Source organism: Ralstonia pickettii (assembly GCF_030582395.1).
GTDB classification, from domain to species: Bacteria; Pseudomonadota; Gammaproteobacteria; order Burkholderiales; family Burkholderiaceae; genus Ralstonia; species Ralstonia pickettii_D.
Genome location: NZ_CP104382.1, coordinates 1,291,927 through 1,307,464 on the forward strand (window position 1 = coordinate 1,291,927; position 15,538 = coordinate 1,307,464).

Sequence of the window (15,538 nt, forward strand, 5' to 3'; positions counted from 1 at the left end):
GCGTATGAAAATTGGCGAACTCGCCCAGCGCACGGGCATCAGCATTGAGACCATCCGCTTCTATGAAGCGCAGGGCCTGCTGCCCCCGGCTGCGCGCGCCGCCAATAACTATCGCGTCTACACCCCGGAGCATGTCGAGCAGTTGGCCTTCATTGCGAAGTGCCGGTCGCTCGACATGGCGCACACCGAAATCCGCCGTCTGCTCGAACTGCAGGCCAACCCGCAGGCCTCGTGCGAAGAGATCAACAACCTGCTGGACGAGCACCTGCGCCACGTTGAAGCGCGTATCGCAGAGCTGACCGATCTCAAGGGCCAGATCGAGGCGATTGGGCAACGCTGCACGACGGCAGCGTCCGTGGCTGAGTGCGGCGTGCTGCAGTCGTTGCACGAAGAGCCCGTAGCCGCCCATCCGCAAGGCCACAGACACGAACATGGCGAGGGCGAACACGCGCACCGGCATATTCGCGGCGTGCATCGCTGAGCGACGTGCGGATTGTGGACGCTACGCCGGTGGTCGAGTCCGACGACATCAAGGTGGACTCGGCCTCCACGCTGGTACCAGCCTAGCGCAATAGGAAACGCCACCCCGGCGTGATCGCGTGGGAGCGGACGATTCTGGCCGGCGAAAGCAGGCGCTACTCGCCTGACGACCCCATCGTCTAACCGGGCTGATCGAGTGACCTTGCGCGTCGGCACTTCAAGCGCGCACGCGCATCACCCGCAGGCCGTTGAACACCACCAGCAGGCTCGCGCCCACATCGGCAAAGATCGCCATCCACAACGTGGCGTCGCCCATCACGGCCAGCGTCAGAAACACCGTCTTGATGCCAAGCGCCAGCACGATGTTCTGGCGCAGCACGGCCACCGTGCGTCGGCTGATGCGGATGAAGCTGGCGAGCTTGCGCGGGTCGTCGTCCATGATGGCAACGTCGGCGGCTTCCAGCGCGGTGGCTGTACCGGCGGCGCCCATGGCGAAACCGATGTCGGCGCGCGCCAGCGCCGGGGCGTCGTTGATACCATCGCCGACCATGCCGACGAAGCCGTGTTGGGCGGCCAGTTCACCGACCACGCGTTGCTTGTCGGCAGGCAGCTGCTGCGCGTGCACGTGGTCGATGCCGACCGTCTTGGCGATGGCCTGTGCTGCGCGGCGGTCGTCGCCGGTGAGCATGACGGGCGTCACGTCCAGCGCGCGCAATGCGGCGATGGCCTCGGCGCTTTCGGCGCGCTCGCGGTCGCGCACGCCAAAGAGCGCCACGGCGCCCTTCGTATCGCAGAGCGTGACGGCGGACATGCCCTCGGCTTGCAGTGACTCCGCAGCGGCACGCCAGTCGGAGGTATCGAAGCCACGCTCTGCGACGAGCGCCGCGTTGCCCAGATGCCAGCGCACACCGTTGAGGGTGCCGGCCACGCCACGGCCCGGCAGCACCGACAGGTCTTGCACCGAGTTCGCATCGACCGCGCCGTGCGCTGCGGCCGCCTGCACAATGGCCACGGCAATCGGGTGCGTGGTGTTGGCATCCAGCGCTGCAGCCACTGCCAATGCATGCAATTGCGTCGTGTCGGTTGCGGCGCTCAACGCTGCGATGGCGCGGCGGGCGCCACCCGGCAACATCACCGCATCGAGCACCGGGCGGCCGGCAGTGAGCGTGCCGGTCTTGTCCAGCGCCAGCGCGCGTAGGCGCCGGCCGCTTTCCAGATACACCCCGCCCTTGACGACGATGCCACGGCGTGCGGCGGCGGCCAGTCCACTGACGACCGTGACCGGCGTGGAGATCACGAGCGCGCACGGGCACGCGATCACCAGCAGCACCAGCGCGCGATACGTCCACGCCAGCCAACCGTCGGCCGTGACGAGCGGGCCGATGACGGCAACCGCCAACGCCAGCACCATCACCGCGGGCGTGTAGATGGAAGAGAACTTGTCGACAAAGCGCTGCGTGGGCGCCCGCTGCGATTGCGCTTGCTGGATGGCCCCGGCAATACGCGCCAGTGTGCTGTCCGCAGCCACCGCCGTGGCTTGCGCCTCGACCACGCCGTCGGTGACGATCGTGCCGGCCAGGATGGTGTCGCCAACGGCCTTCTCCACCGGCAGGCTTTCGCCTGTCACGGGCGATTCGTCCAGCGCCGCGCGACCGCTCACGATGCGCGCGTCGACCGGCACGCGGCTGCCGGTGCGCACACGCAGGCGCGCCCCAACGACAACGCTATCGACCGCCACATCGCGCCAGCCGCCCGCGCCATCGGCCAACTCTGCTGTGTCCGGTGCGATGGCCGTCAGGGCGCGCACGGCATCGCGGGCCCGCACCAGCGCGCGTGCTTCGATCGCTTCTGCCACAGCAAACAGGAAGATCACCATGGCCGCTTCGGCCCACTTGCCGATCAGCAGCGCGCCGATGACGGCCACCGCCATCAGGAAGTTGATGTTGAACGTGAGCGCGCGCACGGCAATCCAGCCCTTGCGCAGCGTGGGTCCGCCGGCCAATGCGATGGAAGCCAGTGCCAACGCCAACACCGGCCAGGCGTGATCGCCCAGCGACCAGGCGATGGCTTCCGCACCGAAGGAAGTTACGCCGCCGATACCGAGCAGCCACGTGCGGCGCGAGATGCGGGTGGGCTCCGCAGACGCTGCGGCCAGGCGCTCGCGCTGTTCAAGCACCTCGCCATCCATGCCGATGGCGCGCAGCGCTTCCAGGAAGGGCGTCACATCGTCAACGGTGTGGTGGATAGTGAGATGCCGCTCAAGCAAATTGAAATCGAGCGCGACGACGCCATCGGCGCTACCCAGCTTGGTGCGGATCATGCGCTCTTCGGTCGGGCAATCCATTTGCTCGATGCGCACGACGGTGCGGCCGGTGGCGGCTGCGCGAGCTTGGGCATCGAAGGGGGCCGCGGCTACCGGCGCGTGGCCATGATCATGATCATGACCGTGGTGATCGTGATCGTGATGATCGTGGCCATGGTCATGCGCAGGTTGGGCAGCGTTCCTTGCGACCGGTTGCGCATGACCGCAGCAACCGCCGCAGCCGGAGACTTCCGGCTTGGCGTGGTCGTGGACAGGCAGGGAGGAGGCGAGATCGGGTTTCATGCCTCCATTCAAAACCCTGAAGAAACTTCAGGGTCAAGCCCCGCATACCGCTGCTTCAGATAAGGGTCTTTCATCCACTTGGCGACGATGGCACGGGCTTCCGGCCAGTCGCCCAGGCCCGATTCCGCGTTGATATGGCCGCGCGCGCCCAGGTTCACGGGCTCCGCACCCCACGCTTCGGCTTGACCGTGGCTCCAGGCGGCGTCGCTGAACGGATCGTCGGTGCTGAAGACGAGCACGGCAGGAAACGGCAAACGCTGCTGCGGAATCGGCCGGAAGTCTGCCAGTTCCGGCGGCATGCCGGCGCGATCCAGTTGCGGCGGAGCAACCAGCAAGGCCCCACGAACCCGCACGGCACGCGCCGAAGTGGCCGCCCAATGCGCCGTCAGCACGCAGCCCAGGCTGTGCGCCACCAAAACGACATCGCCGGGCGCTGCGCTGACTGCGGCTTCGAGCGCGGCCACCCAATCGGCACGCTTCGGGGTCAACCAATCGCGCTGTTCGACACGGCGGTCACCATGCAGGCGTTCCCAGCGCGATTGCCAATGCTCCGGGCCAGAGTTCTGCCAGCCGGGGAGGATCAAGACGGTGGGGGTGGCGCTCACGATGTCTCCCGCAGCGGATGGTGAGTTGAGATGCGCGACATTTTGCCGGGATTTCGTGGGCGGCGTCGGCGCCACTCATCGACAAATCCGCTCAATCCATCCAAATATTCTGTTTCACAGGCAGATGACGCGCTTCTACAGTCGCTCATAAATCCCGCCAACAGGGATTCCGAATCCAACACTCGGAGGAGACCATGCTCGCACTGCTCGGGCTGTTGACCATCGTCGCGCTGTTTGTCGTCATCCTGACCAAACGCATGTCGCCGCTGGTCGCGCTCATCGCCATACCCGTCATCGCCGCGCTCGTAGGCGGCTTCGGGCTGAACACCAGCAAATTCATCATCGGCGGCATCAAGGACGTCGCGCCCGTGGCGGGGATGTTCATCTTCGCCATCCTGTACTTCGGCATCGTGACCGACGCCGGCATGCTGGACCCGATCATCGACCGCATCCTGCGCACCGTGGGCAGCCGTCCGCCGCGCATCGTGGTGGGTTCTGCCCTGCTGGCGCTGCTGATCCACCTGGACGGCTCGGGCGCGGTGGCGTTCCTCATCACCATTCCGGCCATGCTGCCGCTGTATGACCGCCTCGGCATGGACCGCCGCATCCTCGCGTGCGTGACGTCGATGGCGTGTGGCGTGAACTTCCTGCCGTGGACGGGGCCGATGATCCGCGCATCCGCATCGCTGCATATGCCCGTCACGGACATCTTCAACCCGCTGATCCCGGTGCAGATTGCCGGGCTCGTTTTCGTGTTTGCGTGCGCATGGCTGCTGGGCAAGCGTGAAGAGAAGCGCCTGGGCCTGGCCAACCACGCCGCCGGCACGCAGGTCGTCGCGCGCCCCCTGACGGATGCAGAGCAGGCGCTGCGCCGCCCGCGCAATTTCTGGATCAACCTCATCCTCACCGTCGTGGTGATGGGCGTGATGGTGAGCGGCAAGGTGGACCCGGTGGTGATGTTCATGCTGGGCGTGGTGGCCGCGCTGATGATCAACTACCCGAACGTCGATCAGCAACGCCAGCGCGTGGACGCCCACGCCAAGGCCGCGCTGATGATGGCGAGCATCCTGCTGGCGGCAGGCGTGTTCACCGGCATCATGAGCAAGTCCGGCATGCTCACGGCAATGGCGAAGACGGCGGTCGATTTCATTCCGCCCGGCATGGCGCACCACATCCCGGTGGTGCTGGGCGTGCTGTCGATGCCGCTGTCGCTGCTGTTCGATCCGGATTCGTTCTACTTCGGTGTACTGCCCGTCGTGGCCGAAGCGTCGAAGATGCTGGGCGTTGCGCCGGTGCATGTGGCACAGGCCGCCGTGCTCGGCCAGATGACCACCGGCTTCCCGGTCAGCCCGCTCACACCGGCGACGTTCCTCGTGGTGGGCCTGTGCGGCATCGAGTTGGCCGACCACCAGAAATTCTCGATCCCCTTCCTGTTCGGTGCCTCGCTACTGATGACCGCAGTGGCCGTGGTGCTGGGCGTGCTTCCGTGGTGATGGCATGAAGACTGCGTTGAAAACACTGCGCATCGGCGGCGGCGCCGGATATTCGGGCGACCGCATCGAACCGGCGCTGGAACTCGCAGAGCACGGCGACATCGACGTGTTGATGTTCGAATGCCTGGCCGAGCGCACCATCGCGCTCGCACAGCAGGTGCGCCGCAAAGACCCGTCGCATGGCTACGACCCGCTGCTCGAAGCGCGCATGCGGGCAGTACTGCCGGCCTGCGCGGCGCGCGGCATCCGCATCGTCACGAACATGGGCGCGGCCAACCCGCAGGCGGCGGCCGAACGCACACTCGACATCGCCCGCGAGCTGGGGCTCAAGCTGCGCGTGGCGGCCGTGACGGGCGACGACGTGTTCGATCTGCTGCAGGCCCGCGGCCACGACTTCACGCTGATGGATGGCGGCGCGCCAGTCGCATCGCTGCAGGCACGTATGGTGTCGGCCAATGCGTACCTCGGCGCGCAGGGCATTGTCGATGCGCTGGCGCAAGGCGCGGACGTCGTCATCACCGGGCGCGTGGCCGATCCGGCGCTGGCACTTGGGCCGCTCGTCCATGCGTTTGGATGGCGCATGGACGACTGGCACCGCCTGGGCTGCGGCACGCTCGCCGGGCACCTGCTCGAATGCGCCGGACAAATCACCGGCGGCTACTTTGCCGACCCCGGCATCAAGGACGTACCGGCACTCGCTCGTCTGGGCTTCCCGATTGGCGAGGTGGGCGAAGACGGCTCGGTGCGCATCACCAAAGTCGCCACGGCCGGCGGCCTTGTCACCGAAGCCACGTGCAAGGAGCAGTTGCTGTACGAGATCCACGACCCGGCGCGCTACCTCACGCCTGACGTAGTAGCGGACTTCTCCAACGTGCGCATGCACGCCGACGGCAAAGACCGCGTTGTCATTGAAGGGGCCACCGGAACACCGCGCACGGGCCAGTTGAAGGTCTCGATCGGCTATCTCGACAGCTATATCGGCGAAGGTCAGATCAGCTATGCCGGCCCCAACGCGGTGGCGCGCGGCAAGCTGGCGCTCGACATCGTGCGCGAGCGGTTGGCGCTCACCGGCGTGCAGATGACGGAAACGCGCTTTGAGCTGATCGGCGTGGATGCGCTGCACGGCGCAGCCCTCTCCCGCATCGATGGCGAACCGTACGAAGTGCGCGTGCGCGTGGCTGCGCGCACTGAATCGATGGCGGAAGCCGTGCGCGTCGGCAACGAAGTGGAAACCTTGCTAACGTGCGGCCCGTCGGGCGGCGGCGGGGCGACCAAGAGCGCGCGCGAAATCATCGCCGTGGCATCGACGTTGATTCCCGCTGAACTCGCCCCGCACGCCGTGCACATTCTGGAGAGCTGACATGCCCCGCACCCTACGCGACCTCGCCCACACCCGCGCCGGCGACAAGGGCGACATCTCATGCATCTCTGTCATCGCGCTCCGTCCGGAATGCGCGGAAGAATTTGCCTTGCTTGAGCAGCACGTCACGGCCGAGCGCGTGCGCGCGCATTTCGCTGAACTCGTTCGCGGCGAGGTCGAACGCTACGTGCTGCCGCAGCTTGGCGCGCTCAACTTCGTACTCCACGGCGCCCTGGCCGGCGGCGTGACGCGCTCGCTGGCGCTGGATGCGCATGGCAAGTCGCTGTCCAGCGCACTGCTCACGCTCGAGATTCCGGGCTAAGCTGGCGCACCACGCCCGGCATCGCCATGAACCTCTCCGTCAAGCAGCTCCGCGCCTTTGCCGCGCTGCGCGAGCACAAGAACTTCACGCAGGCGGCACAGACGTGCCACTTGTCGCAATCGGCCTTCAGCGCGCTGATCCAGAACCTGGAGGCCGATGCCGGCGTGCGCCTGTTCGACCGCAATACGCGCCATGTTGAACTGACCCCCGAGGGCGAAGCCTTTGCGGAATCGGCGCTGCGCCTGCTGGCCGATTTCGAGGCGACGTTCTCCGAGCTGCGCGATCGCGCCGCGGCACGCACCGGACGCGTGACGGTGGCCGCGCTGCCGTCGATCGCGGCGGGGATTCTGCCTGGCGTGCTGGCCACATTCTCTGCAGAGCATCCGGGCATTCAACTGGCGCTGCACGATCAACTGTCGGACTCATGCATCGACATGGTCCGGCGCGGGGCGGCGGACTTCGCCATCGCGGCCATGGGCGCCGACATGGCAGGCCTGGCCGCCCAGCCGTTCTGCACCGACGACTTCCACCTCGTCTGCCATCAGGAGCACCCGCTTTCGCGCAAGCCGGCGCTGGCCGTGGGCGATCTTGTCGATACGCCGTTCATCCACCTTGCGCGCAACACGAGCATCCGGCAATACCTGGATGCGGCGCTGCATCCAACGAAGCTGCGCAGCGGCATGGAAGTCGAACATCTGGCCACGGCGGCGGCGCTGGTGGCGGCCAACCTGGGCATCACCGTCATTCCTGCGCTGGCGCTGTTCCAGTTCCGCCTGCCGGAGCTGGTGGTGCGACCGCTGCCCCTGCCGGGGCTGGTGCGCACGCTGTATGTCATCCGGCGCGACGGGCGCAGCCTTTCGGTGGCGGCGCAAGGGTTGCTGGACTTGCTGCTGGCGCACCCGGCGCGCGCGGCGGCGCCAGTTTGACGGCGCGCAACCCGGGCACATCCGGGGGTGCAGCATCGCCCACCTGCGCTGCTACAGTGAGGCATCCCATTCCGATTCTGCGGAGCGCCCCATGCATCAGCGCATTCTTGCCGCTTTCGACGGCACCCATGAAGCCCACTTGGCGGTCGAGGAAGCAGCCGCCCTTGCCCGCGCTTTCAACGGCCGCGTCCGGGTCGTCTGGGCGATCGGTTCGCCTACCATGCCTGAGTCGCGCGAAATCTATAGCGTCGACAAACTGCGGGAAGAAGCACACCGGACAGCCAGCGCATCGCTAGTCGAATTGCAGCGCCAGTTCGACGCCGACGGCACCCCCGCCGAAACCGGCGTGCTGATGCTCGACGCCACCGATGACGATATCGGCAACGCGCTCGAGCTCGAAGCCGAACGCTGGCAGGCCGACACCATCGTTGTAGGCTCGCAAGGCAAGCACGGGCTCGCGCGCCTCCTACTGGGCAGTGTGGCCGAGCGAACGACGCGCCTGTCGCACCGCACCGTTGTCGTGGTACGCGCCCAGCACCCTCAGCATGCAGCCGGCTGAAGTCGAATATCCCCACTATGCAACCTGTTGCATAGAAAAAGTTGACTGTGCTATGTTGCGTTCCACGTTGATGCAATCCGTTGCACTTTTTGCCCAGGAGCCAGCATGCCGCAGCCGATTCCCCAGACACTGAACGCGCCCGCGCAGGCCACGCTCGAGGCCTGGCATGCCATGCTCGAGAGCGGCAACATGGACGATCTCGACCGGCTGTTCGCCGATGAAGTGATCTTCCGCTCACCCGTGGCGCACACGCCTTACCCGGGCCGCACGGCGACTACGCTGGTGCTTCGCACCGTCAACACCGTCTTTGAAGACTTCCAATACCACCGCAGCTTCGTGACCAGCGACGGCGCCAGCGTGGTGCTGGAATTCAGTGCCAACGTGAGCGGCAAGGCCCTCAAGGGCATCGACATGGTGCGCTTCAACGCTGAAGGCAAGATCGTCGAGTTTGAAGTCATGGTCCGTCCGGCCAGCGGCCTGCAGGCGCTCGGCGCGGCCATGGGCGCCAAGCTGGGCGACAAGCTGGCGCTGCTCAAGGCCGAAGCCTGACCCCCTCACCTCGTCCCTCATTCCATAACGATTCCAACGGAGACTGCCATGTCGCTGCCCCCGATTCTGCAAAACCGCCTGTCCGTGCCCGTGGTGGGCTCGCCACTGTTCATCATTTCCAACCCCGACCTCGTGATCGCGCAGTGCAAGGCGGGCGTGGTCGGCTCGTTCCCGGCGCTCAATGCGCGGCCGGCCGAGCTGCTGGAGACCTGGCTGCAGCGCATCACCACGGAGCTGGCCGAATACGACGCGCAGCACCCTGACAAGCCGTCGGCGCCATTTGCCGTCAACCAGATCGTGCACAAGTCGAACGACCGCCTGGAGCACGACCTGGAGCTGTGCGTGAAGTACAAGGTGCCCATCGTCATCACGTCGCTGGGCGCGCGTGAAGACGTGAACCAAGCGGTGCACAGCTATGGCGGCATCGTGCTGCACGACGTCATCAACAATAAATTCGCCAAGAAGGCGATCGAGAAAGGCGCGGATGGCCTGATCGCCGTGGCGGCGGGCGCAGGCGGTCACGCGGGCACAACGTCGCCGTTTGCGCTGATCCACGAAATTCGCGAATGGTTCGATGGCCCGTTGCTGCTGTCGGGCGCCATCGCCAACGGCAACGCCATCCTGGCGGCGCTGGCAGCCGGCGCTGATCTGGCCTATGTCGGCTCCGCGTTCATCGCCACCGAAGAAGCGAATGCGATCGAGGGCTACAAGCAAGCGATCGTGGAAAGCACCGCCAGCGATATCGTCTACACGAACCTGTTCACTGGCGTGCACGGCAATTACCTGCGCAAGAGCATCGAAGGCGCTGGCCTGGACCCGGACGCGCTGCCGGAATCGGACCCGAGCAAGATGAACTTCGGCTCGGGCGGCGGCGCCAAGGCCAAGGCATGGAAAGACATCTGGGGTGCCGGCCAAGGCGTGGGCGCAGTCAAGCGTGTGGTGCCGGCAGCGGAACTCGTCAAGCGCTTTGCCGAGGAGTTCGAAGTGGCGCGCCATCGGCTGAACAACATCGAAGCGCTGCGCGCTCCAGCTGGCAGCAAGGCGACGGCTTAAGGCTTAGGCCCGGGGTTCAAGCAGGGACTGAGGCTGGCTCCAGCAACGGCAGCACATCGTCTGCCCACGCGAGCCAGCCTTCTTCGTAAACGATGCCGCGCTGAAGCACCGCGTGCTGCAGCTGCTGCGCACGCGTGAGGTCAGCCCGGGCAAAATCGCGCTGTTCGATCTCGCGGAACGTATTCAGCCGCGTGCGGTGCTGCTCGATCAGGCGCTGCATCTCTTCAGCAAAACCGAGCGGGCCGATCACTGCGTCAGCGCGCAGCTTCACCAGCACTTCTTCGCGGTTGTCCGACGACACGGTCGGCTCAAGCACCCAGCGCGCGAGTTCGTCGCGGCCCGGCGGCAGCACGGTGTAGGTCTTCTTGCGGCTGTCTTCCTCTTCCTCCACGCTCACCCAGCCGGCTTCGGCCATGCGACCGAGTTCGCGGTAGATCTGCTGATGCGTGGCGCTCCAGAAATAACCCATCGACTTGTCAAAGCGTCGGGCAAGCTCGTAGCCCGACGAGGGCTTTTCCAGCAGGGATGTCAGCAGCGCGTGTTGGATGGACATGATGTGATTTTTTATATAAGCCGTTGATTCTAAATGCAGAATACCCGCGTCGTGGAAGATTTTTTCCCACGAATTCAAGGTGTTTCTTGGCAATGCAATGGGTGTCTAGCCATGGCGTTTTGAACGGCAATCACCCCTGACCTAGATTCGTGGAGTCACTGTATGTCCGAAGCAGCCGCGCACGCCGGCAGCGTCACCGTCGAGGTCTTCAATGCGACGCAACAGCAGCAAGTCATCGACACCATCCTCTATGTGCAAAACGTTGAGTTCAACGTGGGAATTTCGCTGGAGGACCAACCGGACCTTTTGGACATCGAGACGCATTACTTAGCGCCAGGCGGGCAATTCTGGGTTGCCCTCGCGCAGGATGGCAGAGTCGTCGGCACCATTGGCTTGCAGGCAAAGCCGAATGGCATCGGCATTCTGAAAAAGCTGTTTGTGCTGGCGGACTACAGAGGCAAACAAACGCAGTGCGCAGCGAAGTTGTTCAGCGCCCTCATCGCCTTCGCTCGCGCGTCTGGCATGGTCACTATCGTGCTCGACACACCATCGCTCGCAACGCGCTCTCATGCCTTCTACAAGGCGAATGGATTTCGGGAAATCCCGCAGAGTGAGGTGCCGGTGAAGTACGACTACCCCGACCGCAATTCGCTCTTCTTCCGCCTTGATCTCAGCTGACACCGCGAGCCCGGCATTGACATCGGAACCGGTCGGTCTATATAATCGACTCCACCTTCAAACACCGCATCGATTGCGAAACGAATCAATGGCAAACCCGGCTGGCGTGGGCCGCCCCCGCGAATTCGAACTCGGCGATGCCGTGCGCGACGCCATGGATGTCTTCTGGGACCACGGATATGAAGGCGCGTCCCTACCCGACTTGATGGCCGGTACTGGCTTGTCGCGCGGCAGTCTCTACAAGGCATTTGGCGACAAGAAGACGCTGCTGCTGGCGGCGCTCGACCTCTACATGGCGGACGGGCTCAAGGCGACCGCCGACATCCTGTCGCAACCTGGCCCCGTGAGGGACGCAATTCGCGACTCGCTGTTGCGCTATGCGCGCCTGTCCGTTGGCGAGGAGGGCCGGCGGGGGTGTCTCGCGGTTGCGATGACCACCGAACTGGCCGCGCGCGACGCGGACGTCGCGGAGCGCACGGGGCGCATGTTCCGGCGCCTGCAGCAGCTCTATGCGGGCGCAATCGTCCGCGGACAGGCGAGCGGCGAGATCGCCGAGCAGGACGAACAGGTGCTCGCGCGTTTGCTTGTGTGCCAAGTCGAAGGCATGCGCGTGCTGGGGAAAACCGGCGTGCCCGAGGGCGACATGCTTGCGTTGGTCGACCGCACGATGCGCCTACTCGACTGAATTTTTTTCCTCACTTTGGAACTGATTGGTTCCGTATGGGAATGGTCCACATGCTACGAAATGATCCCGTCTCACCCGACCCGCGTCGCTGGGCCATGTTCTCCATCCTGCTCGTCGGCGCGTTCCTGCCGCCGCTCGACTTCTTCATCATCAACGTCGCGCTGCCGTCGATCCGCACGGACCTCGGAGCTTCGTCATCGGCCGAGCAACTGGTGATTTCGTCCTATGCCGGCCTGTACGCAGTGACGCTGATCACCGGCGGGCGATTGGGCGACCTGTTCGGTCGAGGCCGCATGTTCTTTCTCGGGCTGATCGGATTTGCGACGGCCTCAATGCTGTGCGGCTTGGCGAGCTCGCCGTTGACGCTCATCGCCGGCCGCGCGTTGCAAGGCTTGACAGCCGCAATCATGGCGCCGCAGGCACTCGCGTCGATCCAGGCGATCTTTCCGGAAGCGGAAAAGCCGCGCGCGCTCAGCCTGTATGGCGCAGTGTTCGGCCTCGCCGCCGTGGTTGGCCAGGCGCTGGGCGGCGTTCTGATCTCGCTGAATCTGTTGAATCTGGGTTGGCGCACGATCTTCCTGGTCAACCTGCCGCTGGCGATTCTGGTCGTGCTGTTCGGCGTTCCCCTGTTGAAGGAGACGCGTGCGCAGCATGCGCGCAAGCTCGACCTCGGTGGCACCGCGCTGTCGATGCTGACGCTGGGCGCGCTGATCGTGCCGCTGATCGAGGGACGCGAAGCCGGCTGGCCAGTATGGGCATGGTTGTCGCTGATCGCGGTGCCGGCGCTGGGCAGGTTCTTCTGGCGCTACGAGCGCAGGCTGGGCAGCCGCGGAGGCGCCCCGCTGCTCGATCCGGCCGCGCTGCGCGCCCCGGGCCTCGGACGTGCCTTGCTGATCGCGCTGCTGCTCTACGCGATCGGCGCGTTCTTCCTGCTGTTCTCGGTGTATCTGCAGAATGCATTGCACGTTGACGCGCTCAGCGCTGGCCTCGTGTTCTTGCCGTTCGGCGTGGGTTTCCTGCTCGGCCCGTTGTCGACGCCGTTCTGTGCACGACTCATCGGCGCCTACGTCAACCCGTTCGGCATTGGCCTGGAGGTTGTCGGACTCGTCTGCCTCGCATGGTTGATCGATGGCACGCCGACCGGGATGCTGCTCGCATCCGTGCCGCTCGCCGTCGCATTGTTCGTCATCGGTTTCGGACAGGGGCTCGCCCTGCCCACGCTGATGCGCATGGTGACCGGGCGCGTCGCACCGGCGCTTTCCGGCATGATCGCCGGCATCGCGAGTTCGACGCTGCAGGTCAGCACGTCGCTCAGCGTAGCGATCATCGGCGGAATTTTCTATACGGTCCTCGGCACGCGCCAGGATCCGGCCGCCATTGCGCACGCGTTCATCGTCGCGCTTCTCTCGATGGCGTTGTTCCTCGCCGTCGGCGCCGCGCTTGGCATCTCGCTCGCACGAGCACCCGCCGCGCCTAGTTCAGGCCGAGGGGCTCGCGCATCTACCCCGGGTGGAACGCGCCCGTGATGGTCATGGAGAACGGCCGGCGTGTCGCCAAACCGGTCGCACTCCTGCAGCCCCGTGCTGACATCGACACAGACACCGATACAGAAAAGACAACCATGAGATGTCGACATCCAATGACCAAGCTGTTTGCGCTCTGTAACCTCCTGGCAATGTCCCTGCTGCTGCAGTGTGCAGCCCACGCGGCCGCACCTTTCGCACGTACCTCGGCGCCAGGCTTCTACCGATTCATGTTGGGCGGTTATGAGATCACCTCGCTCAATGACGGCACACTGGAATTGCCGGTCGACCAGTTTCTGACGAACACCACACCGCAGAAGGTCAACGAAGCGTTGGCCCGTGATTACCTGCAAAGTCCGCTTGAAACGTCCTACAACGCGTTCCTGGTCAATACCGGTACCAAACTGATCCTGGTCGATACCGGCGCCGGCAACATCTTCGGCGCGCGCCTTGGCCGTCTGACAGCCAACATGAAGGCCTCCGGTTACGCGCCCTCGCAGGTCGACGAAATTTACATCACGCACATGCACGCAGACCATATCGGCGGGCTGACGACGGATGGACAGATGCACTTTCCCAATGCGATCGTCCGCGTCAATCGTCGTGAGCTGGATTACTGGCTGAGCGAGGCGAACATGGCCAAGGCGCCCGATGGCAATCGCGGCGATCAAAAAGGCACCTATCGTCGCGCCATGACGATCATGGAGCCTTACATCAAGGCGGGCCGCGTACAGCCGTTTGATGGCGAGCAAGAGCTGAGCCCCGGCATCCGTGCGTACCAGAGCACCGGACATACACCCGGGCACGTGGGTTACATGATCGAGAGCCAGGGAAATCGCTTGATGGTGGTGGGCGACATCATTCATGTCGCGGCCGTTCAGTTTGAGGATCCGACAGTGACGGTGGCGTTCGATAGCGACAGCCAGTTGGCGGAACAGGAACGCATCAAGGAATTCACCGGCATTGCCAAGGACAAGATGCTGTTTGCGGCCGCACACGTTCCTTTTCCCGGACTGGGGCGCTTGCAGGCGGATCAGCATGGCTTCCGCTGGATTCCCGTCAATTACTCGGCGGGCAAATAAGCGCTCACGCGTTTTCTATCCCTCCTGGAAAACGCCGCCTCTCACCTGGGGCCCTACGTCGGCATGAAATCCTGTGCCGCCTTCACAAGCCATGTCCGCAGCGCCTGCAACGGCGGATAGTCGGCGCGGCTGGTGGGCCAGGCGAGGTAGTAGCGCTCGGCACTTTCCATCTCGGGCACATGCAGCAATGCACGCACCAAATCACCTTGCTGCAGCTCGTGGGTGATCAGAAAACGCGGCAGCAGGGCCACGCCCAGGCCGGCAACCGCAGCTTGCGCGGCCGTGGCAAATTGGTCGAACAGCATGCCCTGGGGTTCGGCACCCGCCACCTGATGGCTTGCCAGCCAGCGCGGCCAGGCGTCGGGGCGGGAGGCCAGATGCAATAGCGGCGCATTCAGCAAATCGCGCGGCTGCGCAAAGTCGTAACGGGCCAGCAGCGCCGGGCTGCAAGCGGGCACGACGGTTTCGCTCATCAAAAAAGCCAATTCCGCCCCCGGCCAGTGCGGCGTACCGAAATGGATGGCCGCATCCACCGCCTCCAGCTGAAAGTCGAACTGCGACAGCCGTGTCGTCAGATTGATGGTGATGCCCGGGTGCTCGTCGAAGAACGCCGGCAGGCGCGGCGCCAGCCAGCGGGTGCCGAACGTCGGCAGGATGGCGAGATTCAAGCTGCCGCCTTGCGGATTGGCACGGAACCCGACCGTGGCGCTCGAGATGCGCATCAACGCGCCGCGGATTTCCTCCGCATACGCCTGGCCCGCCGCGCTCAGGCGCACGGTCTGGCGCTCGCGCACGAACAGCTCAGCGCCGAGGCGATCTTCCAGGGCGCGAATCTGCCGGCTGACGGCACTCTGCGTCAGGTGCAGTTCAGCGGCGGCGGCCGTGAAGCTCTGGTGCCGCGCGGCGGCCTCGAACGCGCAGAGCAGGGACATCGGCGGCAGAAAGCGGCGGGACAGGAACATGGAAGCGCTGAAATTGTGCGATGCGAAAGTCGGCCGGTCATTCTAATTTGGAATGACATCAGGCCGGATTATCGTTTGACCGCCGCTCACTGGCCAACCTAGC

At 65.0% G+C, this 15,538-nt stretch carries 17 protein-coding genes; 13 read left to right on the forward strand and 4 right to left on the reverse strand.

Annotated features, from left to right (window positions below; all coding sequences use genetic code 11):
* Positions 1 to 4: 4 nt before the first annotated feature.
* Positions 5 to 481 (forward strand): Cd(II)/Pb(II)-responsive transcriptional regulator, encoded by a 477-nt coding sequence (cadR, locus tag N5B55_RS22535; RefSeq protein WP_304540128.1) that lies wholly within the window; start codon positions 5 to 7, stop codon positions 479 to 481.
* A gap of 216 nt (positions 482 to 697) precedes the next feature.
* Here the strand turns inward: cadR and N5B55_RS22540 are convergent, their stop codons facing one another.
* Complete coding sequence (locus N5B55_RS22540; protein WP_304540129.1) at positions 698 to 2,800, reverse strand: heavy metal translocating P-type ATPase; 2,103 nt, start codon at positions 2,798 to 2,800, stop codon at positions 698 to 700.
* Between N5B55_RS22540 and N5B55_RS22545 the strand changes: the two genes are divergently transcribed.
* Positions 2,732 to 3,148 (forward strand): hypothetical protein, encoded by a 417-nt coding sequence (locus N5B55_RS22545; RefSeq protein ID WP_304540130.1) that lies wholly within the window; start codon positions 2,732 to 2,734, stop codon positions 3,146 to 3,148. The genes N5B55_RS22540 and N5B55_RS22545 overlap by 69 nt on opposite strands.
* Here the strand turns inward: N5B55_RS22545 and N5B55_RS22550 are convergent.
* Positions 3,094 to 3,690 (reverse strand): RBBP9/YdeN family alpha/beta hydrolase, encoded by a 597-nt coding sequence (locus N5B55_RS22550; RefSeq protein WP_304540131.1) that lies wholly within the window; start codon positions 3,688 to 3,690, stop codon positions 3,094 to 3,096. The two genes, N5B55_RS22545 and N5B55_RS22550, sit on opposite strands and share 55 nt — an antisense overlap.
* Positions 3,691 to 3,884: 194 nt before the next feature.
* Here N5B55_RS22550 and N5B55_RS22555 point away from each other — a divergent pair, with 194 nt between their 5' ends.
* From N5B55_RS22555 to N5B55_RS22585, 7 genes are all read left to right on the forward strand, one after another.
* Positions 3,885 to 5,183, forward strand: coding sequence for a CitMHS family transporter (locus N5B55_RS22555; protein WP_304540132.1), 1,299 nt, complete (start codon positions 3,885 to 3,887; stop codon positions 5,181 to 5,183).
* Positions 5,184 to 5,187: 4 nt separating this feature from the next.
* The gene (locus N5B55_RS22560) at positions 5,188 to 6,543 is read left to right on the forward strand and encodes an acyclic terpene utilization AtuA family protein (RefSeq protein WP_304540133.1); all 1,356 of its coding nucleotides are present in this window, start codon (positions 5,188 to 5,190) and stop codon (positions 6,541 to 6,543) included.
* 1 nt (position 6,544) lies between these two features.
* Complete coding sequence (locus N5B55_RS22565) at positions 6,545 to 6,865, forward strand: AtuA-related protein (protein ID WP_154205305.1); 321 nt, start codon at positions 6,545 to 6,547, stop codon at positions 6,863 to 6,865.
* Between the two features lie 26 nt (positions 6,866 to 6,891).
* A complete protein-coding gene (locus tag N5B55_RS22570) occupies positions 6,892 to 7,791 on the forward strand; it encodes a LysR family transcriptional regulator (RefSeq protein WP_065858644.1) in 900 nt (299 codons plus the stop codon).
* A gap of 91 nt (positions 7,792 to 7,882) precedes the next feature.
* Entirely contained in the window at positions 7,883 to 8,350 is a 468-nt protein-coding gene (locus N5B55_RS22575; RefSeq protein ID WP_154205307.1) for a universal stress protein, read from the forward strand.
* Between the two features lie 105 nt (positions 8,351 to 8,455).
* Positions 8,456 to 8,899 carry a nuclear transport factor 2 family protein gene (locus tag N5B55_RS22580; RefSeq protein WP_304540134.1) on the forward strand — a complete coding sequence of 148 codons (444 nt, stop codon included), beginning with the start codon at positions 8,456 to 8,458 and terminating at the stop codon, positions 8,897 to 8,899.
* A 48-nt stretch (positions 8,900 to 8,947) separates the two neighbouring features.
* Positions 8,948 to 9,952: an NAD(P)H-dependent flavin oxidoreductase gene (locus N5B55_RS22585; RefSeq protein WP_103518729.1), complete on the forward strand. Its 1,005-nt coding sequence runs from the start codon at positions 8,948 to 8,950 to the stop codon at positions 9,950 to 9,952.
* 16 nt (positions 9,953 to 9,968) lie between these two features.
* Here the strand turns inward: N5B55_RS22585 and N5B55_RS22590 are convergent, their stop codons facing one another.
* Positions 9,969 to 10,505, reverse strand: coding sequence for a PadR family transcriptional regulator (locus N5B55_RS22590; protein WP_103519441.1), 537 nt, complete (start codon positions 10,503 to 10,505; stop codon positions 9,969 to 9,971).
* 162 nt (positions 10,506 to 10,667) lie between these two features.
* Here N5B55_RS22590 and N5B55_RS22595 point away from each other — a divergent pair, with 162 nt between their 5' ends.
* The 4 genes from N5B55_RS22595 to N5B55_RS22610 all read left to right on the forward strand — a co-directional run bounded on the left by N5B55_RS22595 (position 10,668) and on the right by N5B55_RS22610 (position 14,473).
* A complete protein-coding gene (locus N5B55_RS22595) occupies positions 10,668 to 11,183 on the forward strand; it encodes a GNAT family N-acetyltransferase (protein ID WP_154205309.1) in 516 nt (171 codons plus the stop codon).
* A gap of 88 nt (positions 11,184 to 11,271) precedes the next feature.
* On the forward strand, positions 11,272 to 11,868 hold the full coding sequence (locus N5B55_RS22600; RefSeq protein ID WP_065858656.1) for a TetR/AcrR family transcriptional regulator: 597 nt from the start codon (positions 11,272 to 11,274) through the stop codon (positions 11,866 to 11,868).
* Between the two features lie 50 nt (positions 11,869 to 11,918).
* Complete coding sequence (locus tag N5B55_RS22605; protein ID WP_304540135.1) at positions 11,919 to 13,394, forward strand: MFS transporter; 1,476 nt, start codon at positions 11,919 to 11,921, stop codon at positions 13,392 to 13,394.
* Between the two features lie 149 nt (positions 13,395 to 13,543).
* Positions 13,544 to 14,473: an MBL fold metallo-hydrolase gene (locus N5B55_RS22610; protein WP_369812459.1), complete on the forward strand. Its 930-nt coding sequence runs from the start codon at positions 13,544 to 13,546 to the stop codon at positions 14,471 to 14,473.
* Between the two features lie 53 nt (positions 14,474 to 14,526).
* On the opposite strand, the gene N5B55_RS22615 is transcribed toward N5B55_RS22610, so the two are convergent.
* A complete protein-coding gene (locus N5B55_RS22615; RefSeq protein WP_304540136.1) occupies positions 14,527 to 15,435 on the reverse strand; it encodes a LysR family transcriptional regulator in 909 nt (302 codons plus the stop codon).
* Positions 15,436 to 15,538 lie beyond the last annotated feature (103 nt).